Raw genomic sequence first — 19,065 nt, 5'->3', positions numbered from 1 at the left:
TCCTACAAGTCGACGCGCGTAGAAATTTTGTGCGGGTAGTCTGAAGGAACCTGCTCAGCACCACACACCGGGAGTGCCAGTGGCACGCGTCGTAGTCGACGTCATGCTCAAGCCGGAGATCCTCGACCCCCAGGGCCAGGCGGTGCAGCGCGCACTGCCGCGGCTGGGTTTCGAGGGGATCTCGGACGTCCGCCAGGGAAAGCGTTTCGAACTGGAAGTTGACGGGCCGGTCGACGAGGCCGCCCTCGCCCGCATTCATGATCTTGCGGAGTCCTTCCTCGCGAACACCGTGATCGAGGACTTCACGATCCGGGTCGAGGAAGTCGCGGAGGCCGCGAAGTGACCGCTCGTATTGGCGTCGTCACTTTTCCCGGCAGCCTGGACGACCGTGACACCCAGCGCGCGGTCCGCCTCGCCGGCGCCGAGCCGGTCGCCCTCTGGCACAAGGACAAGGACCTCAAGCAGGTCGACGCCGTGGTGCTGTGCGGTGGTTTCTCCTACGGCGACTATCTGCGCGCCGGGGCCATCGCCCGTTTCTCGCCGGTGATGGAGCCCCTGCTGGAGCAGGCGAAGGCCGGTCTGCCGGTGCTCGGCATCTGCAACGGCTTCCAGATCCTCACCGAGGCCCACCTGCTGCCGGGCACGATGCTGCGCAACGACCACCTGCACTTCATCTGCCGTGACCAGAAGCTGCGCGTGGAGAACGCCGAGACCGCCTGGACCGCCGACTACACGGCCGGCCAGGAGATCCACATCCCGCTGAAGAACAACGACGGGCAGTACGTCGCCGACGCGTACACGCTCGACAAGCTGGAGGCCGAGGGCCGTGTCGCCTTCCGGTACCTCGACTTCAATCCGAACGGCTCCCAGCGGGACATCGCCGGCGTCAGCAACGAGGCCGGGAACGTGGTCGGCCTCATGCCGCACCCCGAGCACGCCGTCGAGCCGCTGATCGGTACGGGTCGTACCGACGGTCTGCCGTTCTTCACCTCGATCCTCAAGAAGCTGGTCAACGCATGAGCCGGACGCCTCTGGACACGGTCGAGCACGCGGCCGCGACCCCCGACGTCGAGCTGCCCTGGGCCGAACTGGGCCTGAAGAAGGACGAGTACGAGCGGGTCGTGGAGATTCTCGGCCGCCGGCCCACCGGGGCCGAGCTCGCCATGTACTCGGTGATGTGGTCGGAGCACTGCTCGTACAAGAGCAGCAAGGTCCACCTGCGCCAGTTCGGCGAGAAGGCCCCCCAGTCCGACGCGATGCTCGTCGGCATCGGCGAGAACGCCGGTGTCGTCGACGTCGGCCAGGGCTACGCGGTCACCTTCAAGGTCGAGTCGCACAACCACCCGTCGTACGTCGAGCCCTACCAGGGCGCGGCCACCGGTGTCGGCGGCATCGTGCGCGACATCATCGCGATGGGCGCGCGCCCGGTCGCCGTCGTCGACCCGCTGCGGTTCGGCGCCGCCGACCACCCCGACACCAAGCGCGTCCTGCCGGGTGTCGTCGCCGGCATCGGCGGCTACGGCAACTGCCTGGGTCTGCCCAACATCGGCGGCGAGGTCGTCTTCGACGCCTGCTACCAGGGCAACCCGCTGGTCAACGCCGGTGCCATCGGCGTCATGCGGCACGAGGACATCCACCTCGCCAAGGCCTCCGGCGCGGGCAACAAGGTCATCCTCTACGGGGCCCGGACCGGCGGCGACGGCATCGGCGGCGCCTCGATCCTCGCCTCCGAGACCTTCGACGACGCCAAGCCCTCCAAGCGTCCGGCCGTGCAGGTCGGCGACCCCTTCCAGGAGAAGCTCCTCATCGAGTGCACCCTGGAGGCCTTCGCCGAGAAGCTGGTCGTCGGCATCCAGGACCTCGGCGCGGCGGGCCTGTCCTGCGCCACCTCCGAGCTCGCCTCCAACGGCTCCGGCGGCATGCGCGTCACCCTCGACGACGTACCCCTGCGCGACTCCACGCTCTCGCCCGAGGAGATCCTCATGAGCGAGTCGCAGGAACGCATGTGCGCGGTCGTCGAGCCGGAGAAGGTCGACCGCTTCCTGGAGATCTGTGAGAAGTGGGACGTCATCGCCACCGTCATCGGTGAGGTGACCGACGGCGACCGCCTGGAGATCTACTGGCACGGCGGCAAGATCGTCGACGTCGACCCGCGCACGGTCGCGCACGAGGGCCCGGTCTACGAGCGCCCCTACGCCCGCCCGTCCTGGCAGGACGAGCTGCAGGCCGACGACGCGAACAAGCTGCCCCGCCCGGCGACCGCCGAGGAGCTCAAGGACCAGGTCCTGAAGCTGGTCGGCTCCCCGAACCAGGCCTCCAAGTCCTGGATCACCAGCCAGTACGACCACTTCGTGCAGGGCAACACCGTCCTGGCCCAGCCCGAGGACTCCGGCATGATCCGGATCGACGAGGAGACCGGCCTCGGCGTGGCCATCGCCACGGACGGCAACGGCCGGTACGCCAAGCTCGACCCGTACCACGGCGCCCAGCTGGCCCTGGCGGAGGCGTACCGCAACGTCGCCACCACCGGCGCCAAGCCGCTCGCCGTCTCCGACTGCCTGAACTTCGGCTCGCCCGAGGACCCGGCGGTGATGTGGCAGTTCGCCGAGGCCGTGCGCGGTCTGGCCGACGCCTGCCAGCAGCTCGGCACCCCGGTGACCGGCGGCAACGTCTCCCTCTACAACCAGACGGGCGAGGCGGCCATCCACCCGACCCCGGTGGTCGCGGTCCTCGGCGTGATCGACGACGTGGCCCGCCGCACCCCGGTCGCCTTCCAGGAGGAGGGCCAGCTGCTCTACCTCCTCGGCGACACGCGTGAGGAGTTCGGCGGCTCGGCCTGGTCCCAGGTCGTGCACGACCACCTCGGCGGGCTGCCGCCCAAGGTCGACCTGGAGCGCGAGCGGCTGCTGGCCGAGATCCTGATCTCCGCGTCCCGCGACGGGATGATCGACTCCGCGCACGACCTGTCCGACGGCGGTCTGATCCAGGCGGTCGTCGAATCGGCGCTGCTCGGCGGCAAGGGCGCCCGCCTGATCGTCCCGGACGGTCTGGACGCCTTCACCTTCCTCTTCTCCGAGTCGGCGGGCCGCGCGATCGTGGCCGTACCGCGTTCGGAGGAGGTCCGCTTCAACGACATGTGCGGTGCGCGGGGCCTGCCGGTCACCCGCATCGGTGTCGTGGACGGTGACACCGTGGACGTCCAGGGCGAGTTCGCGCTCCCCCTGGCCGAGCTGCGCGAGGCGCACGAGAGCACGATCCCGGCGCTGCTGAAGTAGGCAACCGCTCCGAAGCCCCCGTCCGGTCCACCCGGGCGGGGGGTTCGCCATCCCCGGGCCGGTACGCGCTCCCCCTCTTGCACGCAATTACGTACTTCCGTAATGCTGGAGGAATGGAACTGGAACAACGCGTCGCCGACCTCGAACGGCGTCTGGCGGCCCTGGAAGGCGCCCAGCGGACCGGGCCCCGCATCGACGGCAGTGACTTCTGGGCTCTGAACGGTCTGAAGGAGCAACTGTCCGAGGCGGAGGCTGCCGACGGCGGTGTCCTCTACACCGGCTCCGTACGCCTGCCGACGGGCGAGCAGTACGACTGGCAGATGGCCGCCCTCACGGAGGACCTGCTGGAGGGCGACCGGACGACGGCCGCCGAGTCGTTCGCTGCCCTCGGCCACCCGGTCCGCCTCCGGCTGCTGCGCGAGATCCTCGGCGGCCGGCGCACCGCCGCCGAACTCGCCGAACCGGACGAGGTCGGCACGACCGGCCAGATCTACCATCACCTGCGCCAACTCACCGCCACGGGCTGGCTCCACACGACCGGCCGCGGCCGCCATGAGGTGCCGCCGGGGCGGGTCGTACCGCTGCTGGTGGCACTGGCGACGACCCAGGAGGCACCTCCGGCACCTTCTGCGGACTCCACCGGCACTTCGGACTGATGGACTGATGGACGGCCCGGACCCGGAGGAGGCCCGGGGCGTCCCGCTCACTGTCATGGGCCCCACTTAGGCTGACCCCCATGCCACCGGCCAGGAAACGCCCCCGCAGCTACGACCCCGCAAAGATCCGCGCGGCGGTACTGGCCCAGTTCGGGCACGTACGGGCCGCTGTCGCCGGCCTCACTCCCGAGCAGTTCGCCCTGCCCACCCGGCTGGGCGACTGGACCGTACGGGACCTGACGGCACACATCGGGATGAGCCTCGGGGCCGTCTCCCGGCTGACCGGCCTGCCGGAGCCGGCCAAGCAGGACGGCACGCTGCTCGACTGGCCCTCCGCGATCGCGGCCGACGCGCCGGGCATCGCCGCCCACGCCCGCGAGCTGGCCGAGACCCACCCGGATCCCGTCGCCCACCTCGCGGCCACCGAGGAACGTTTCACCGCCGACCTCGCCGCCCACCCCGGCACCCGGCTGCTCCCCACCAGCGCCGGAGCCCTGCCGCTGGCCGACTACCTCGTCACCCGCACCGTCGAACTCGTCGTCCACACCGACGACCTCAACGCCGCCGTCCCCGGCCTGGACATCCCCTACGACCGTCAGGCCCTGGCCGCCTGCACCCGGCTCCTGGCCGACGCGCTCGCCGCGAAGGCGCCCGGCGGTTCGACGGAGGTGCGGGTGCCGCCGTACGCGGTGGTGCAGTGCGTGGCGGGGCCGAGGCACACCCGGGGCACCCCGCCCAGCGTCGTCGAGACGGATCCGCTGACCTGGGTCCGGCTGGCGACCGGGCGGGTGGGGTGGGCGCAGGCCCTTCAGGACGCCGAGGTCAGCGCGAGCGGAGAGCGGGCGGACCTGTCGGCCCATCTGCCCCTGATGAAATAGGGGGAACCGATCCACCCGGGTCGTCCGTCGAAGTGGCATGGACAGGCAGAAGCAGCGCATGACCCTGACGGCCGCCGCCATGCTCGTCCCGCTCCTGGCGGCCTGTGGCAGCGAGAAGGCGGGCAGCGGCAGCGGCTCGGTCGGTGCCGACAAGCCGATCACCGGTGTGCGGTGGAACGTGGACAGCGTCACCGCGGACGGCAGGACGCAGAAGGCCCCGGCCGGCGCCCATGTGACCATCGACAAGGGCCGGGCCCAGGGCAGCCTCGGCTGCAACAACTTCAGCGCCGAGGCCACCGTCGACGGCGACCGCGTCCGGCTCGGCAAGACCAGGGCCACCGAAATGGCCTGCGAGGACACACCCGTCGCGTTCGAGACGACCCTCGCGAAGACGTTCTCGGACCAGGAGCTGAAGGCGACGACGGACGACGACCGTCTCACCCTCACCACCGGCCGGGGCGACACGGTCCGCCTGACCAAGGCGAAGGACGCCCCGCTGGCCGGCACCAAGTGGACCGTCACGAACCCGAGCGCCGACGGCCGTGCCCACCTCACCTTCGACGAGAAGAAGGGCACCGTCTCCGGCAGCCTCGGCTGCAACAAGGTGAACGCCAAGGCCACGGTCCGCGACGGCCATATCACCCTCGGCCCTCCCGCCACGACCCGAATGATGTGCGAAGACTCACTCATGGACGGCGAGAAGAAGCTGCTGCGTCTTTTCGACGGAAAGCTGAAGTACGGAGTCGATCACCAAACCCTTACGCTGACCAGCGAAAACGGTACGAGTGTGCGAGCGGTCGCCGAGCGGTGATCCACCGGAAAGTCCGGTATCCCCAATTCGGACCAGTGGTCGACCTCGCCTACACTCGGTGGCGTGCCACGTGGTGACGGACGACTCAACCACGACCTGCTCCCCGGCGAGAAGGGCCCCCAGGACGCTTGCGGCGTCTTCGGTGTCTGGGCTCCGGGCGAAGAGGTCGCCAAGCTCACGTACTTCGGGCTCTACGCCCTCCAGCATCGAGGCCAGGAATCCGCGGGAATCGCGGTCAGCAACGGCTCTCAGATCCTCGTCTTCAAGGACATGGGCCTGGTTTCCCAGGTCTTCGACGAGACCTCCCTCGGTTCGCTCCAGGGTCACATCGCGGTCGGTCACGCCCGCTACTCGACCACCGGTGCCTCCGTCTGGGAGAACGCCCAGCCGACCTTCCGCGCGACCGGACACGGATCCATCGCGCTCGGCCACAACGGCAATCTCGTCAACACCGCCCAGCTCGCCGAGATGGTCGCCGACCTGCCCAAGCAGGAAGGCGGACGCACCCCGCGCGTCGCGGCGACCAACGACACCGACCTGCTCACCGCGCTCCTCGCGGCCCAGGTCGACGAGGACGGCAAGCCGCTGACCATCGAGGAGGCCGCTCACACGGTCCTCCCGAAGGTCAAGGGCGCGTTCTCGCTCGTCTTCATGGACGAGCACACCCTGTACGCGGCCCGCGACCCGCAGGGCATCCGCCCGCTGGTCCTCGGCCGGCTGGAGCGCGGCTGGGTCGTCGCCTCCGAGTCCGCAGCCCTCGACATCTGCGGCGCCAGTTACGTCCGCGAGATCGAGCCGGGCGAGTTCGTCGCCATCGACGAGAACGGCCTGCGGACCTCCCGATTCGCGGACGCGAAGCCCAAGGGCTGTGTCTTCGAGTACGTGTACCTGGCCCGCCCCGACACCGACATCGCCGGCCGGAACGTGTACCTCTCCCGCGTGGAGATGGGCCGCAAGCTGGCGAAGGAGGCCCCGGTCGAGGCCGACCTGGTGATAGCGACGCCGGAGTCCGGCACCCCCGCCGCCATCGGCTACGCGGAGGCCTCCGGCATCCCCTTCGGGAGCGGCCTGGTGAAGAACGCCTACGTCGGCCGGACGTTCATCCAGCCCTCGCAGACCATCCGGCAGCTGGGCATCCGCCTGAAGCTGAACCCGCTGAAGGAAGTCATCAAGGGCAAGCGCCTGGTCGTCGTCGACGACTCGATCGTGCGCGGCAACACCCAGCGGGCCCTGGTCCGCATGCTCCGCGAGGCGGGCGCCGCCGAGGTCCACATCCGGATCTCCTCGCCGCCGGTGAAGTGGCCCTGCTTCTTCGGCATCGACTTCGCCACCCGCGCCGAGCTCATCGCCAACGGCATGACGATCGACGAGATCGGCACCTCCCTGGGCGCCGACTCCCTGGCCTACATCTCCATCGACGGCATGATCGAGGCGACCACCATCGCCAAGCCGAACCTGTGCCGCGCCTGCTTCGACGGCGAGTACCCGATGGAGCTCCCGGACCCCGAGCTGCTCGGCAAGCAGCTGCTGGAGACGGAGCTGGCCGCCGGCCCGGCCGCCACGGCCGCCGCCGACGCGATCCGCCGCCCGTAGACGGCCCGTAACACCTGCCGTACAACACGAAGGTTCTCATCGTCATGCCTGACACAACTGGTGCCAGCTACGCAGCCGCGGGCGTCGACATCGAAGCGGGCGACCGCGCCGTCGAACTGATGAAGGAGTGGGTGAAGAAGGCCCAGCGCCCCGAGGTCCTCGGCGGTCTCGGCGGCTTCGCGGGCCTCTTCGACGCCTCCGCCCTGAAGAACTACGAGCGGCCGCTGCTCGCCTCCGCCACGGACGGCGTCGGGACCAAGGTCGACATCGCCCGGCAGATGGGCGTCTACGACTCCATCGGTCACGACCTGGTCGCCATGGTCATGGACGACATCGTGGTCTGCGGTGCCGAGCCGCTGTTCATGACCGACTACATCTGCGTCGGCAAGGTCCACCCCGAGCGGGTCGCCGCCATCGTCAAGGGCATCGCCGAGGGCTGTGTACTGGCCGGATGCGCCCTGGTCGGCGGCGAGACGGCCGAGCACCCGGGCCTGCTGGGCGAGGACGACTTCGACGTCGCCGGCGCCGGTACGGGCGTCGTGGAGGCCGACCGGCTGCTCGGCGCCGATCGCATCCGGACGGGTGACGCGGTGATCGCCATGGCGTCCTCCGGGCTTCACTCGAACGGGTACTCCCTCGTCCGTCACGTCCTGCTGAACCAGGCGGGCCTGGCGCTGGACGCGCACATCGAGGAGCTCGGCCGCACCCTCGGCGAGGAGCTGCTGGAACCCACCAAGATCTACTCGCTGGACTGCCTGGCCCTGATGCGCACCACCGAGGTGCACGCTTTCAGCCACATCACCGGCGGCGGGCTCGCGGCCAACCTCGCCCGGGTCATCCCCGACGAGCTGCACGCCATCGTCGACCGCGCCACCTGGGCCCCGGCCCCGATCTTCGACCTGGTCGGCCGTACGGGCAGCGTCGAGCGCCTGGAGCTCGAGAAGACCCTGAACATGGGCGTCGGCATGATCGCGATCGTGCCGCAGGAGTCCGTGGACGTGGCCCTGGCGACCCTCGCCGACCGCGGCGTGGACGCCTGGGTGGCCGGAGAGATCACGGACCGGGGCGAGCACACCACTGGTGCCGCCCTGATCGGTGACTACGCGAGCTGAGACACGGGGTCCTGGCCCTGCGGGCAGCACAGAACCCGGTCGGTGACCGGAGTCACCGACCGGGTTGGTGCACTAGTGCAGGGTCAAGCGCCGCGACGATGCTGCGAGGACTGGCCGTCCTCGTCGTCGTCGTCCTCGTAGAGGTCGGCGTACCGTGCGTACAGGTCGTCGTCCTGATCATCGTCTTCGAACGGCTCGCCGTTAGGCGGCTGCGGATTCGAAGGCGATGCACCCAGCTCCTCGGCCAGGCGTGAGAGGTCAGTCCCACCGCTGTTGTACTTCAGCTGGCGGGCGACCTTCGTCTGCTTGGCCTTGGCCCGGCCGCGCCCCATGGCTCGACCCCCTCAACGACGGGGCTCGACGGCCCCAGAGTCTTGACACGCGTTCATGGTCCGGCACGGACTCTCCGCGGAGAGACCGGTCCGTAGGGCTTCCACGGTACCTGAGCCCGCGCCCATACGATACGTCGCCCGCATGACGTGCCCGCGCCCAGAACCTTCGAGGCGCCCCGTCCTCGCTGGTCAACCGCGATTTTAACCACTTATCGGCGGTCGACCCGCCGGTAGAAGTGAGAGTTCTCTCTAACTGCCCACCGACGGGTACCGGCCAAACGTGCGAGGCGCCCGGGATCAGCCCGGGATCACCGCGCCCGGCGGGCCAGGGCCGCGTCGTGCATCCGCTGCTCGGCGATCCGGTCGGCCGCCGCGGCCGGCGGAATGCCGTCCTCCTTCGCACGTGCGAATATGGCCAGCGTGGTGTCGAAGATCTTCGACGCCTTGGCCTTGCACCGGTCGAAGTCGAAGCCGTGGAGCTCATCGGCGACCTGGATGACACCGCCGGCGTTGACCACGTAGTCCGGCGCGTAGAGGATCCCCCGGTCGGCGAGGTCCTTCTCCACGCCCGGGTGGGCGAGCTGGTTGTTGGCCGCGCCGCAGACCACCTTGGCGGTGAGCGCGGGCACGGTGTCGTCGTTCAAGGCCCCGCCGAGCGCGCACGGGGCGTAGATGTCGAGGCCCTCGGCGCGGATCAGCGTGGCGGTGTCGGCGACGGCCGTCACGCCCGTCGGGTGGGCCGCGAGGATCCGCCCCACGGCGTCCTCGCGCACGTCGGTGATGACGACCTCCGCGCCCTCCGCCCGCAGGTGCTCCACCAGGTGGTGGCCGACCTTGCCGACGCCGGCGATGCCGACCCGCTTGCCCCGCAGGGAGGGGTCACCCCACAGGTGCTGTGCGGAGGCCCGCATGCCCTGGTAGACGCCGTAGGCGGTGAGGACGGAGGAGTCCCCGGCGCCGCCGTTCTCGGGGGAGCGGCCGGTCGTCCAGCGGCACTCGCGGGCCACGACGTCCATGTCCGCGACGTACGTACCGACGTCGCAGGCGGTGACGTACCGGCCGCCGAGCGAGGCCACGAACCGGCCGTAGGCGAGGAGCAGCTCCTCGCTCTTGATCTGCTCCGGGTCGCCGATGATCACGGCCTTGCCGCCGCCGTGGTCGAGACCGGCCATGGCGTTCTTGTACGACATCCCGCGGGCGAGGTTCAGCGCGTCGGCGACGGCCTCCGCCTCGTTCGCGTACGGGTAGAAGCGCGTACCGCCGAGCGCGGGGCCCAGCGCGGTGGAGTGGAGGGCGATGACGGCCTTGAGGCCGCTCGCGCGGTCCTGGCAGAGCACGACTTGCTCATGTCCGCCCTGGTCCGAGTGGAACAGAGTGTGCAGTACATCAGCAGGTGCGCCGGTTACGTCGGTCACTGTGGTGACTCCTGAGTAGGTGCGGCGGGTGGAGACCAGCCCTCGTGCGGGTGGCGGGGACTGTTGGGCATGAGATTAGAGCCTGGCGGGCCCGCCGACCGCACAGAGCACAGGATCACCTCCGACCGGAGTACACCCGTGCGACGATTTGCATAGATTTCCCGCGCGATCGTGAGTGGGTTCCGCAGGTTTTCGCGGCGGTGCGCGGGGGAGGGAGCAGGCGTGCCCAAGGTGACCTCGGTGATCGTCCCCTACGCGACCTACCTGCGCGTGTACGAACCGCTGGCCGCCTTCCCCGAGCCGGAGCGCAGCCAGTGGGCCCGCTACGCCCGCCGTGCCGACCGTCCCACGTACCAGGACGAACTCCGCCGTGCCCTGGCCGACTTGGCGCCGGTCCCGCCGGTCCCGGTGCCGGTGCACGAGAGCGAGGACGCCTTCGTGCTCGACGTCGACGGCGTCGTCTGCGTCTGCCCCTGGCGCACCCGGCTGCGCGGCTGGCTGGCCTTGGACGTGCTCGCCGAGGAGCTGCCCCCGCCGGTGATGGACGCGGTCCTGCCCCCCGTCCTGCGACGCCAGGCGGCCCAGGACTACGAGCGCTGGCTGGCCATCAACCCGGACGCCCGGCCGTGGATCCGTACGGCCACCTGGCAGGTGCCGATCAACTGGTTCGTCCTGGTCTCCGACGAGGAGCGCGAGTACGACAGCGGTGCCTCGGCCGGCGGCCCGCCGGTGCTGCGCTACCGCACGCCCATGGTCCAGGCCCGCCGGCGTGTGGCCCGGGGCCTGCGCGCCCTGAAGGAGGCCATGGACGAGGGGCCGCTGATCGACGGCCTGATGGACGTCGGCCGCTGGCTCGAGGAGTTCCACCCGCGGTCCCTCGTGGAGCTGGACTACGGCGGTCTGGTGCACGCGGTGCCCGCGGGGACGCTGGAGGACGATCATTCGGCCGCGGACGTCGCCGAGGGCATCGCCGCCCTGCGCAGGGGCGACGGGGAGGCCGCGGGGGCGGCGTACGCCCGGCTCGTGGAGCGCTGGCGTTCCGTGCGGGATCTCCGGTCGGCCAACTGACCCCTGACCTTGATATCCGTACACGCCGCTCGCATTCGGTCACGAACTGACGTTTGACGAACCGCCCGATTTGGGGTTTCGTCCTCGCACCGAGTTCCTGAAGCGGGCCGTGCTGCTCCTGAGGCTTCGTCAACAAGGGATGTAGGACCCGATCCGGGCAGACCTCTCAAGTAGGCCAAGCGTGACGGACTACACGTACGAGGCTCTTGCGTCCCTTGCCCCTCCTCATGCCAAAATAGGACAAGGAGTCCGGGGAGGGCTCCTTCCGTCCCGTGGTGCTGCACTATGGGCGGAATCTCAGCATTGCACGCTTTGGGGGGTCTGGTGACTTCCTGATCACCCTGTGACTGATCGTCACAGCGGTGTGACTGTCCGCTATGGCATGGTCCATCGGCTTCCGTCGCTGATGAACACCTGGAGGGGCAATTCCATCGGTTTGGCCGACGCGGCTGGACAGATGGTGTAGTTGTAGTGCCGAGGACAAGCCGTTCGTCCTATAACCGACTCGACTCGCGTCCGCCATTTCGGGCAACGCGGGTCAAGGTGCAGAATTTAGAGGAAAGAACCGAGAAGGTTCGGTTCTCCCGAGGAGGCCGCTCATGACCGCTCGCACCCCTGATGCCGAGCCGCTGCTGACCCCGGCTGAGGTCGCCACCATGTTCCGTGTGGACCCGAAGACGGTCACGCGGTGGGCGAAGGCCGGCAAGCTCACGTCGATCCGCACGCTCGGCGGGCATCGGCGCTACCGCGAGGCCGAGGTCCGCGCCCTGCTCGCGGGTATCCCGCAGCAGCGCAGCGAGGCCTGAACAACTGAATAACCGGGCAAAACCGGCTGGTCCCCCACTGGTCGCGGCGCCCGGAACACCGCTCCAAGCGACGCGGGTCCTGCCCCAACAGGCCCCACGCCCACGCCAGTCAGAGCTTCTCAGGCATGCAACAGGGTGCGTCGTCGATCGCGCTGGACTCCGCCGGGTCCAGCGCGATCTTTTTTGTGCGCCCTCGACGGGTCTGCCGATCCGGCTGTGAGCGGCCTTGTAGGAGCCTGGGGAGGGGTGTCGGATCCTCTGTACGCGGCACCCCCGACAGGGTGCAATTGCACATATTAAATTGACCCTTTGTAGGTGGGGCGTAAGTAACCCACTTTGCAAAACTCATGCGGTGACACCCGTCACATACCAAGCGGCTTGTTAGCTCCGCTCCGGGTGCGGTAGAGGAGCCTTCCTCTCCAGCAGCCCCCGTGTGTACGGGTGTTGGGTCCGCTCGTGGATCAAGCCGGCGCCGGGCTCCCGTCCTCCCGGGCGGTACGCGGCGCGGACTCCATCGCCAGCCGCAGCAGCCGGTGGCAGATCGGGCAGTGACGTGTGAGGTGCCGGTACGACGACGCGGCCGACAGGTGCGCGCGGAGCAGAGCCCGCGTCTCGTGCCTCGCCGCTGCCGTCATACGCCACCTCCCCGGGGGCCGTACGGAGAACGGCCCTGACTCTGGGGTACCGACGGATTGAGGGGGCGTCAAGACGGCGTGTGGAGGCCCGGAAGCCTCCGTGAAGGTCAGAGCGCACGAAAGAGACCAGGATCCGAAGGCCGGGGACACGAGGGAGAGCGGCCCCTGAGGGCCGGGGAGCAACACGAAGAGCCCGGATCCGAAGGTCGGGGCTCTTTCGCTGCGGTCCTGACGGGATTTGCTGTGTCTGATTGCGGCTGCGCCGCGGGCGCGGCCTGCGTCTGCTTGGAGTGGTGCGTGGACGACGAAGAGCCCGGATCCGAAGGTCGGGGCTCTTTCGCTGCGGTCCTGACGGGATTTGCTGTGTCTGATTGCGGCTGCGCCGCGGGCGCGGCCTGCGTCTGCTTGGAGTGGTGCGTGGACGACGAAGAGCCCGGATCCGAAGATCCGGGCTCCTCCACTGCGGTCCTGACGGGATTTGAACCCGCGGCCTCCACCTTGACAGGGTGGCGAGCACTCCAAACTGCTCCACAGGACCAGGTTTCGCGGCGCTATTCGTGCGTTGCGCTGCGAGAAGAGACTGTACAGGAGGGTGAGCCTCGGGTCGAACTCACCCAGCGTGGCGGTCCCGTTACGGCGCCGCCGCGTCGATCGCCTTCACGATCCGCTTGTCGGAGACGGGGTACGCCGTGCCCAGCGCGTGGGCGAAATAGCTGACCCGGAGCTCCTCGATCATCCAGCGGATCTCCAGAACCGACGACGGGACCGGCCGGCCCTGCGGCAGCTGCTCCAGCAGCCAGGCGTACTCGTCCCGCATCTCGTGGACCTTCTGCATCCGCGTGGTGTCCCGCTGGACGTTCGTCGGCATCTGCTGCAGTCGCCGGTCGGCCGCCACCAGATAACGCATCAGGTCCGGCATGCGCCGCAACCCCGCCTCCGTCACGAAGCCCGGCCTCACGAGGGCGTCCAGCTGCCCCCGCACGTCCTGGAGGTTCGCCAGCAGCGCCGGGCTGCGCACGGTCTTCAGGCGCCGCTCACAGGCCTGCCAGGCCGCCAGGACCTGCTGCACCTGGTCCACCGTACGGACGGTCGTGTCGACGATCTCGGCACGCACCTTGTCGTACAGCTTCCGGTACGACTCCTCGTCCCACGCCGGCCCGCCGAAGTCCCCGATCAGCCTGTCGGCGGCGGCCATCGCGCAGTCGTCGAACAGGCCCTGGATCGAGCCGTGCGGATTCGCGGACAGCGCCAGCTTCTGCGCGTTCGTCAGGCGATCGCTCGCGAATTTCGCCGGGTTCACCGGGATGTTGCGCAGGATCAGCCGGCGCGTGCCCTTCCACATGGCCTGCGCCTGCTCCGCCTCCGTGTCGAACAGGCGCACGGAGACCGTGTCGCCGTCGTCCACCAGCGCCGGATACGCCTTCACCGGCTGACCGGCCCGGCGGGTCTCGAAGACACGGGTGAGCGTGCCGATCGTCCAGTCGGTCAGGCCCGAGCGCTCCAGGGACTCACCGCCCGAGCGTTCCGCGGTCGCCGCGGCCGCCTGGGAGAGGGCCTTGCGGGCCTTCGGGCGCAACCTGAGCTTCAGCGCCTCCAGGTCCTTGTCCTCGGCCAGCTTGCGGCGCCGCTCGTCAACGATCCGGAACGTGATCTTCAGATGGTCGGGGACCCTGGACAGATCGAAGTCGTCCGCCTCGAACGGCACACCGACCATGAGCCGAAGCTCACGGGTCATGGTCGTGGTCAGAGGCTCCTGAAGGGGCACGGCACGGTCCAGGAACGCCTTCGCGAAGTTCGGCGCCGGGACGTAGTTCCGCCGGATCGGCTTGGGCAGGGACCGGATCAGCTCCGTCACCAGCTCCTCGCGCAGCCCCGGGATCTGCCAGTCGAAACCCTCGTCCGTGACCTGGTTGAGGACCTGGAGCGGGATGTGCACGGTCACACCGTCGGCGTCCGCCCCCGGCTCGAACTGGTACGACACCCGGAACTTCAGATCGCCCTGGCGCCACGAGTCGGGGTAGTCGGCCTTGGTGACCTCGCCCGCCTTCTCGTTGATGAGCATCTCGCGCTCGAAGTCGAGGAAGTCGGGCTGCTCGTGCCGCTTGCGCTTCCACCACGAGTCGAAGTGGGCACCCGAGACGACGTGTTCGGGGATCCGCCGGTCGTAGAAGTCGAACAGGGTCTCGTCGTCGACCAGGATGTCGCGGCGCCGCGCCCGGTGCTCCAGCTCCTCGACCTCGGTGAGGAGACGGCGGTTGTCCGAGAAGAACTTGTGGTGCGTGCGCCAGTCCCCCTCCACCAGCGCGTTCCGGATGAACAGCTCACGGCTGATCTCCGCGTCGATCCGCCCGTAGTTGACCTTCCGCTGCGCCACGATCGGCACGCCGTACAGCGTGACCTTCTCGTACGCCATCACCGCGGCCTGGTCCTTCTCCCAGTGCGGCTCGCTGTAGGTGCGCTTGACGAGGTGCGCGGCGAGGGGCTCGACCCACTCGGGCTCGATCCTGGCATTGACGCGCGCCCAGAGACGGGACGTCTCGACGAGCTCGGCGGACATCACGAAACGCGGGGGCTTCTTGAAGAGGGCCGATCCGGGGAAGACCGCGAACTTGGCGTTCCTGGCGCCCAGATACTCGTTCTTCGCGCCCTCCTTCACGTCCTTCATGCCGATGTGCGACAGAAGACCGGCCAGCAGGGAGAGATGGATGCGGTCGGCCGGGGCGTCGTCCTCGTTGAGATGGATGCCCATCTGCTTCGCGACCGTGCGCAACTGCGAGTAGATGTCCTGCCATTCGCGAATGCGAAGGAAGTTGAGGTACTCCTGCTTGCACATCCGGCGGAAGGAGGACGACCCGCGCTCCTTCTGCTGCTCGCGGAGATAGCGCCAGAGGTTGAGATAGGCCAGGAAGTCGCTGGTCTCGTCCTTGAAGCGAGCGTGCTGCTGATCGGCCTGCGCCTGCTTGTCGGCGGGACGCTCACGCGGATCCTGGATGGACAGCGCGGCGGCTATCACCATCACCTCGCGCACACAGCCGTTCCTGTCCGCCTCCAGGACCATCCGGGCCAACCGGGGATCGACGGGCAACTGGGCCAGTTTCCGGCCGGTCTCCGTGAGCCGCTTGCGCGGGTCCTTCTGCACCGGGTCCAGGGCGTTCAGCTCCTGGAGCAACTGCACACCGTCGCGGATGTTGCGGTGGTCCGGCGGGTCGATGAAGGGGAACTTCTCGATGTCCCCGAGGCCGGCCGCGGTCATCTGCAGGATGACGGAGGCGAGATTCGTCCGCAGGATCTCCGCGTCCGTGAACTCCGGCCGGGCGTTGAAGTCGTCCTCGCTGTAAAGCCGGATGCAGATACCGTCGGACGTACGCCCACAGCGCCCCTTGCGCTGGTTGGCACTCGCCTGCGAAACCGGCTCGATGGGCAGTCGCTGGACCTTGGTGCGATGGCTGTAACGCGAGATCCGCGCGAAGCCGGGGTCGATCACGTACTTGATGCCCGGAACGGTCAGCGAAGTCTCGGCGACATTCGTGGCCAGAACGATCCTGCGGCCGGTGTGCTGCTGGAAGACGCGGTGCTGCTCCGCATGGGAGAGCCGGGCGTACAACGGCAGGATCTCCGTGAACCGGTAGTTCTTCTTGGTGAGGGCGTCGGCCGTGTCCCGGATCTCCCGCTCACCGGAGAGGAAGACCAGGATGTCGCCCTTCCCCTCCCTCTGGAGCTCCTCCACGGCATCGGTGATCGCGGTGATCTGATCACGGTCGGCGTCGTCGCCGTCCTCCTCCAGCAGCGGCCTGTAGCGGACCTCCACCGGATACGTACGGCCGCTGACCTCGATGATCGGGGCATCACCGAAATGCCGCGAGAAGCGCTCGGGGTCGATCGTGGCCGAGGTGATGACGACCTTGAGATCGGGGCGCTTCGGCAGCAGCTGGGCGAGATAGCCCAGCAGGAAGTCGATGTTGAGGGACCGCTCGTGCGCCTCGTCGATGATGATCGTGTCGTAGGCACGCAGCTCACGGTCGGTCTGGATCTCGGCCAGCAGGATGCCGTCCGTCATGAGCTTGACGAAGGTGGCGTCCGGATCGACCTGGTCGGTGAAACGGACCTTCCAGCCCACCGCTCCGCCGAGCGGAGTGTCCAGCTCCTCGGCGACCCGCTCGGCGACCGTCCGGGCCGCGATCCTGCGGGGCTGCGTGTGCCCGATCATGCCCCGCACACCGCGTCCCAGCTCGAGACAGATCTTGGGAATCTGCGTCGTCTTGCCCGAACCGGTCTCACCGGCGACGATCACGACCTGGTGATCGCGAATGGCCTCGGCGATCGCGTCCTTCTTCTGGCTGACCGGCAGCTGCTCGGGGTACGTGACCTCGGGCACGAGGGCACGCCGACCGGCCATCCGCTCCTCGGCCCTGCCGACCTCCGCCTCGATCTCGGCGAGCACAGCGGCCCGCGCCTCCGGCTTACGGATCTTGCGCGCACCTTCGAGCCTGCGCCCGAGCCGGTGCGCATCGCGCAGGGACAGCTCGGTCAGGCGGGGGGCGAGGGCGCCGAGGGCGGGGGCAGGGTGCGTAGACATACGGGATCCAGGATCTCATCCCCTGCAAAACGGAGGCGAACGGATTTCGACCAGCCCACGCAGACGATCTTCGAGCGATTGTCCGAGCGGTCATTCGATCGAGTGGTCGAAGATCGACCGCCTGACCACACCCCCGACCCCGCCCTAGATTTCTGCACGTGAAGCTGGTCATCCGCGTCAAACTCCTCCCGACCCCCGAACAGGCGTCGGCACTACAGGCAACCCTCCACGCCTGCAACGCGGCGGCCAACCACGTCTCCCACACCGCCTTCACCACCGGAATCAAACGCAACCGCGAACTACGCGCCCTGACCTACACCCAGCTCAAAACCCGCTGGTCCCTCGGCGCCCAAGCCGCCCAGCACGTCATCAAGAAGACCAGCGACGCCTACACCGCCCTCGCCGGCAACCTCAAAGCCGGAAACCTCGGCAAACCCGGATCCCCACGCTTCCGCAGAGCCACCGAAAAACCCATCGCCTTCCGACCCCAAGGCGCCCAGCCCTACGACGACCGCATGCTGTCCTGGCAGACGGAACAACGAACCGTCTCCATCTGGACCGTGGCCGGACGCATGAAGCGCCTCGCCTTCACCGGCGAGGAAACACAACTCCTCCTCCTCGCCCGCCACCGACAGGGCGAGTCCGACCTGACCAGCCAGAACGGACACTGGTACCTCCTGGCCACGGTCGACATCCCGGAAAGCCCCACCACCCCGGACCCCCGGGGATTCATCGGCGTCGACCTCGGCATCACCAACATCGCCACCACCTCGACCGGCCACCGGCACAGCGGCCGACGCCTCAACCGCAGCAGACAGAACGACCGCCGCAACCGAGACAACCTCGCAAGAAAGCAGACCCGGTCCGCCAAACGGCGAGCCAAACGCCGCACCGGAAGGGAAGCCCGGCGCACCCGCGACATCAACCACAAGATCAGCAAACACATCGTGACGGAGGCCCAACGCACCGGTCGCGGCATCGCCCTGGAAGACCTGGGCGGCATCCGCGAGCGGGCACGGCTGAAGAAGCCCCAACGCGTCACGATCCACTCCTGGGCCTTCGCACAGCTCGGCGCCTTCATCGCATACAAGGCGCGCAGGGCCGGAGTACCGGTGGTGCACGTCCACCCGGCCCACACCAGCCGGGAGTGCTCCCGCTGCCACCACATCGACAAGAGGAACCGGCCGACACAGGCCGTCTTCTCATGCAGGAACTGCGGCTTCGTTGAGCACGCGGACCTGAACGCGTCCCACGTCATCGCCGCCCGCGGCTGGTGGACCTGGGTCTGCGGGGCCGAGTCACAGGTCCCTGCCCTCACGCTGATCGCGTAAGGGCTGGATGCGCCGCCTCCGCCGAAGCCATCGGCGGGGCGAGCTGCGAGCTGGGGGTACTTCCTCGGTAGCGGACGCGATCGCTCGTACGCCGCCGTCTCTGATCCCTGGCAGCGGACGCGAGCGCTCGTACGCCGCCGTCTCAATCCTGGTAGTGGACTCGGACACTCGTACTGCGGGTGTGAGCCACAAGGCATACAACAAGGCCCCGATCCGGGGATCGGGGCCTTAGCTGTGGCTGGGGCCGGGGTCGAACCGGCGACCTTCCGCTTTTCAGGCGGACGCTCGTACCAACTGAGCTACCCAGCCACGAGGTTTCACGTGAAACCTCAGCGGTCCTGACGGGATTTGAACCCGCGGCCTCCACCTTGACAGGGTGGCGAGCACTCCAAACTGCTCCACAGGACCAAGCTTCGTACGACAGTGTCGCACAGGGTGGTGCGTGCCCCCAACGGGATTCGAACCCGTGCTACCGCCTTGAAAGGGCGGCGTCCTAGGCCGCTAGACGATGAGGGCTATCGGCCCGCCTGGGCGCTTCTCAGCGCGTCGGGGACGTGAGAAGCATATGGGATGGCGG

The 19,065-nt window shown here is 68.7% G+C and carries 15 protein-coding genes and 4 tRNA genes; 11 read left to right on the top strand and 8 right to left on the bottom strand.

What is annotated here, in order from left to right:
• The first annotated feature begins 79 nt into the window (after positions 1-79).
• From purS to purM, 8 genes are all read left to right on the top strand, one after another.
• Positions 80-343 (top strand): phosphoribosylformylglycinamidine synthase subunit PurS, encoded by a 264-nt coding sequence (gene purS / locus ACZ7EG_RS10290; protein WP_053669986.1) that lies wholly within the window; start codon positions 80-82, stop codon positions 341-343.
• A complete protein-coding gene (gene purQ, locus ACZ7EG_RS10285) occupies positions 340-1,020 on the top strand; it encodes a phosphoribosylformylglycinamidine synthase subunit PurQ (RefSeq protein ID WP_471075061.1) in 681 nt (226 codons plus the stop codon). Before purS ends, purQ begins: the two co-directional genes overlap by 4 nt.
• Positions 1,017-3,275, top strand: a complete 2,259-nt coding sequence (purL, locus tag ACZ7EG_RS10280) for a phosphoribosylformylglycinamidine synthase subunit PurL (RefSeq protein WP_471075058.1) — start codon at positions 1,017-1,019, stop codon at positions 3,273-3,275. The genes purQ and purL overlap by 4 nt, the downstream gene beginning before the upstream one ends.
• Before the next feature lie 113 nt (positions 3,276-3,388).
• Positions 3,389-3,931 carry an ArsR/SmtB family transcription factor gene (locus ACZ7EG_RS10275; RefSeq protein ID WP_471075055.1) on the top strand — a complete coding sequence of 181 codons (543 nt, stop codon included), beginning with the start codon at positions 3,389-3,391 and terminating at the stop codon, positions 3,929-3,931.
• An 80-nt stretch (positions 3,932-4,011) separates the two neighbouring features.
• Positions 4,012-4,809, top strand: coding sequence for a maleylpyruvate isomerase family mycothiol-dependent enzyme (locus tag ACZ7EG_RS10270; RefSeq protein ID WP_471075052.1), 798 nt, complete (start codon positions 4,012-4,014; stop codon positions 4,807-4,809).
• 37 nt (positions 4,810-4,846) lie between these two features.
• Positions 4,847-5,620 (top strand): META domain-containing protein, encoded by a 774-nt coding sequence (locus ACZ7EG_RS10265; RefSeq protein WP_471075049.1) that lies wholly within the window; start codon positions 4,847-4,849, stop codon positions 5,618-5,620.
• A 63-nt stretch (positions 5,621-5,683) separates the two neighbouring features.
• Positions 5,684-7,213: an amidophosphoribosyltransferase gene (purF, locus tag ACZ7EG_RS10260; protein ID WP_471075046.1), complete on the top strand. Its 1,530-nt coding sequence runs from the start codon at positions 5,684-5,686 to the stop codon at positions 7,211-7,213.
• Between the two features lie 44 nt (positions 7,214-7,257).
• Positions 7,258-8,325: a phosphoribosylformylglycinamidine cyclo-ligase gene (gene purM, locus ACZ7EG_RS10255; protein WP_471075043.1), complete on the top strand. Its 1,068-nt coding sequence runs from the start codon at positions 7,258-7,260 to the stop codon at positions 8,323-8,325.
• Positions 8,326-8,408: 83 nt separating this feature from the next.
• On the opposite strand, the gene ACZ7EG_RS10250 is transcribed toward purM, so the two are convergent.
• On the bottom strand, positions 8,409-8,657 hold the full coding sequence (locus tag ACZ7EG_RS10250) for a DUF3073 domain-containing protein (protein WP_283974199.1): 249 nt from the start codon (positions 8,655-8,657) through the stop codon (positions 8,409-8,411).
• Positions 8,658-8,965: 308 nt separating this feature from the next.
• A complete protein-coding gene (locus ACZ7EG_RS10245) occupies positions 8,966-10,072 on the bottom strand; it encodes a Leu/Phe/Val dehydrogenase (RefSeq protein ID WP_471075038.1) in 1,107 nt (368 codons plus the stop codon).
• Positions 10,073-10,294: 222 nt separating this feature from the next.
• Here ACZ7EG_RS10245 and ACZ7EG_RS10240 point away from each other — a divergent pair, with 222 nt between their 5' ends.
• Both ACZ7EG_RS10240 and bldC read left to right on the top strand, forming a co-directional pair.
• A complete protein-coding gene (locus ACZ7EG_RS10240; protein WP_471075035.1) occupies positions 10,295-11,140 on the top strand; it encodes a DUF8083 family protein in 846 nt (281 codons plus the stop codon).
• Positions 11,141-11,739: 599 nt separating this feature from the next.
• Positions 11,740-11,946 carry a developmental transcriptional regulator BldC gene (gene bldC / locus ACZ7EG_RS10235; protein WP_003949541.1) on the top strand — a complete coding sequence of 69 codons (207 nt, stop codon included), beginning with the start codon at positions 11,740-11,742 and terminating at the stop codon, positions 11,944-11,946.
• 461 nt (positions 11,947-12,407) lie between these two features.
• Here the strand turns inward: bldC and ACZ7EG_RS10230 are convergent, their stop codons facing one another.
• The 3 genes from ACZ7EG_RS10230 to hrpA all read right to left on the bottom strand — a co-directional run bounded on the left by ACZ7EG_RS10230 (position 12,408) and on the right by hrpA (position 17,157).
• A complete protein-coding gene (locus tag ACZ7EG_RS10230) occupies positions 12,408-12,581 on the bottom strand; it encodes a DUF6274 family protein (RefSeq protein WP_471075032.1) in 174 nt (57 codons plus the stop codon).
• A 463-nt stretch (positions 12,582-13,044) separates the two neighbouring features.
• Positions 13,045-13,119 (bottom strand) — tRNA-Asp (locus ACZ7EG_RS10225).
• A 93-nt stretch (positions 13,120-13,212) separates the two neighbouring features.
• A complete protein-coding gene (hrpA, locus tag ACZ7EG_RS10220) occupies positions 13,213-17,157 on the bottom strand; it encodes an ATP-dependent RNA helicase HrpA (protein WP_471075029.1) in 3,945 nt (1,314 codons plus the stop codon).
• A gap of 158 nt (positions 17,158-17,315) precedes the next feature.
• Here hrpA and ACZ7EG_RS10215 point away from each other — a divergent pair, with 158 nt between their 5' ends.
• The gene (locus ACZ7EG_RS10215) at positions 17,316-18,488 is read left to right on the top strand and encodes an RNA-guided endonuclease InsQ/TnpB family protein (RefSeq protein ID WP_471075026.1); all 1,173 of its coding nucleotides are present in this window, start codon (positions 17,316-17,318) and stop codon (positions 18,486-18,488) included.
• Between the two features lie 235 nt (positions 18,489-18,723).
• On the opposite strand, the gene ACZ7EG_RS10210 is transcribed toward ACZ7EG_RS10215, so the two are convergent.
• The 3 genes from ACZ7EG_RS10210 to ACZ7EG_RS10200 form a co-directional block, all read right to left on the bottom strand.
• Positions 18,724-18,797 (bottom strand) — tRNA-Phe (locus tag ACZ7EG_RS10210).
• A gap of 24 nt (positions 18,798-18,821) precedes the next feature.
• Positions 18,822-18,896: transfer RNA gene (locus tag ACZ7EG_RS10205), tRNA-Asp, on the bottom strand.
• 35 nt (positions 18,897-18,931) lie between these two features.
• Positions 18,932-19,004: transfer RNA gene (locus tag ACZ7EG_RS10200), tRNA-Glu, on the bottom strand.
• Between the last annotated feature and the right edge of the window lie 61 nt (positions 19,005-19,065).

The sequence above is a fragment of the Streptomyces sp. NPDC037100 genome (genome assembly GCF_055606225.1).
This window is presented reverse-complemented; position numbering and strand designations above follow the sequence as displayed.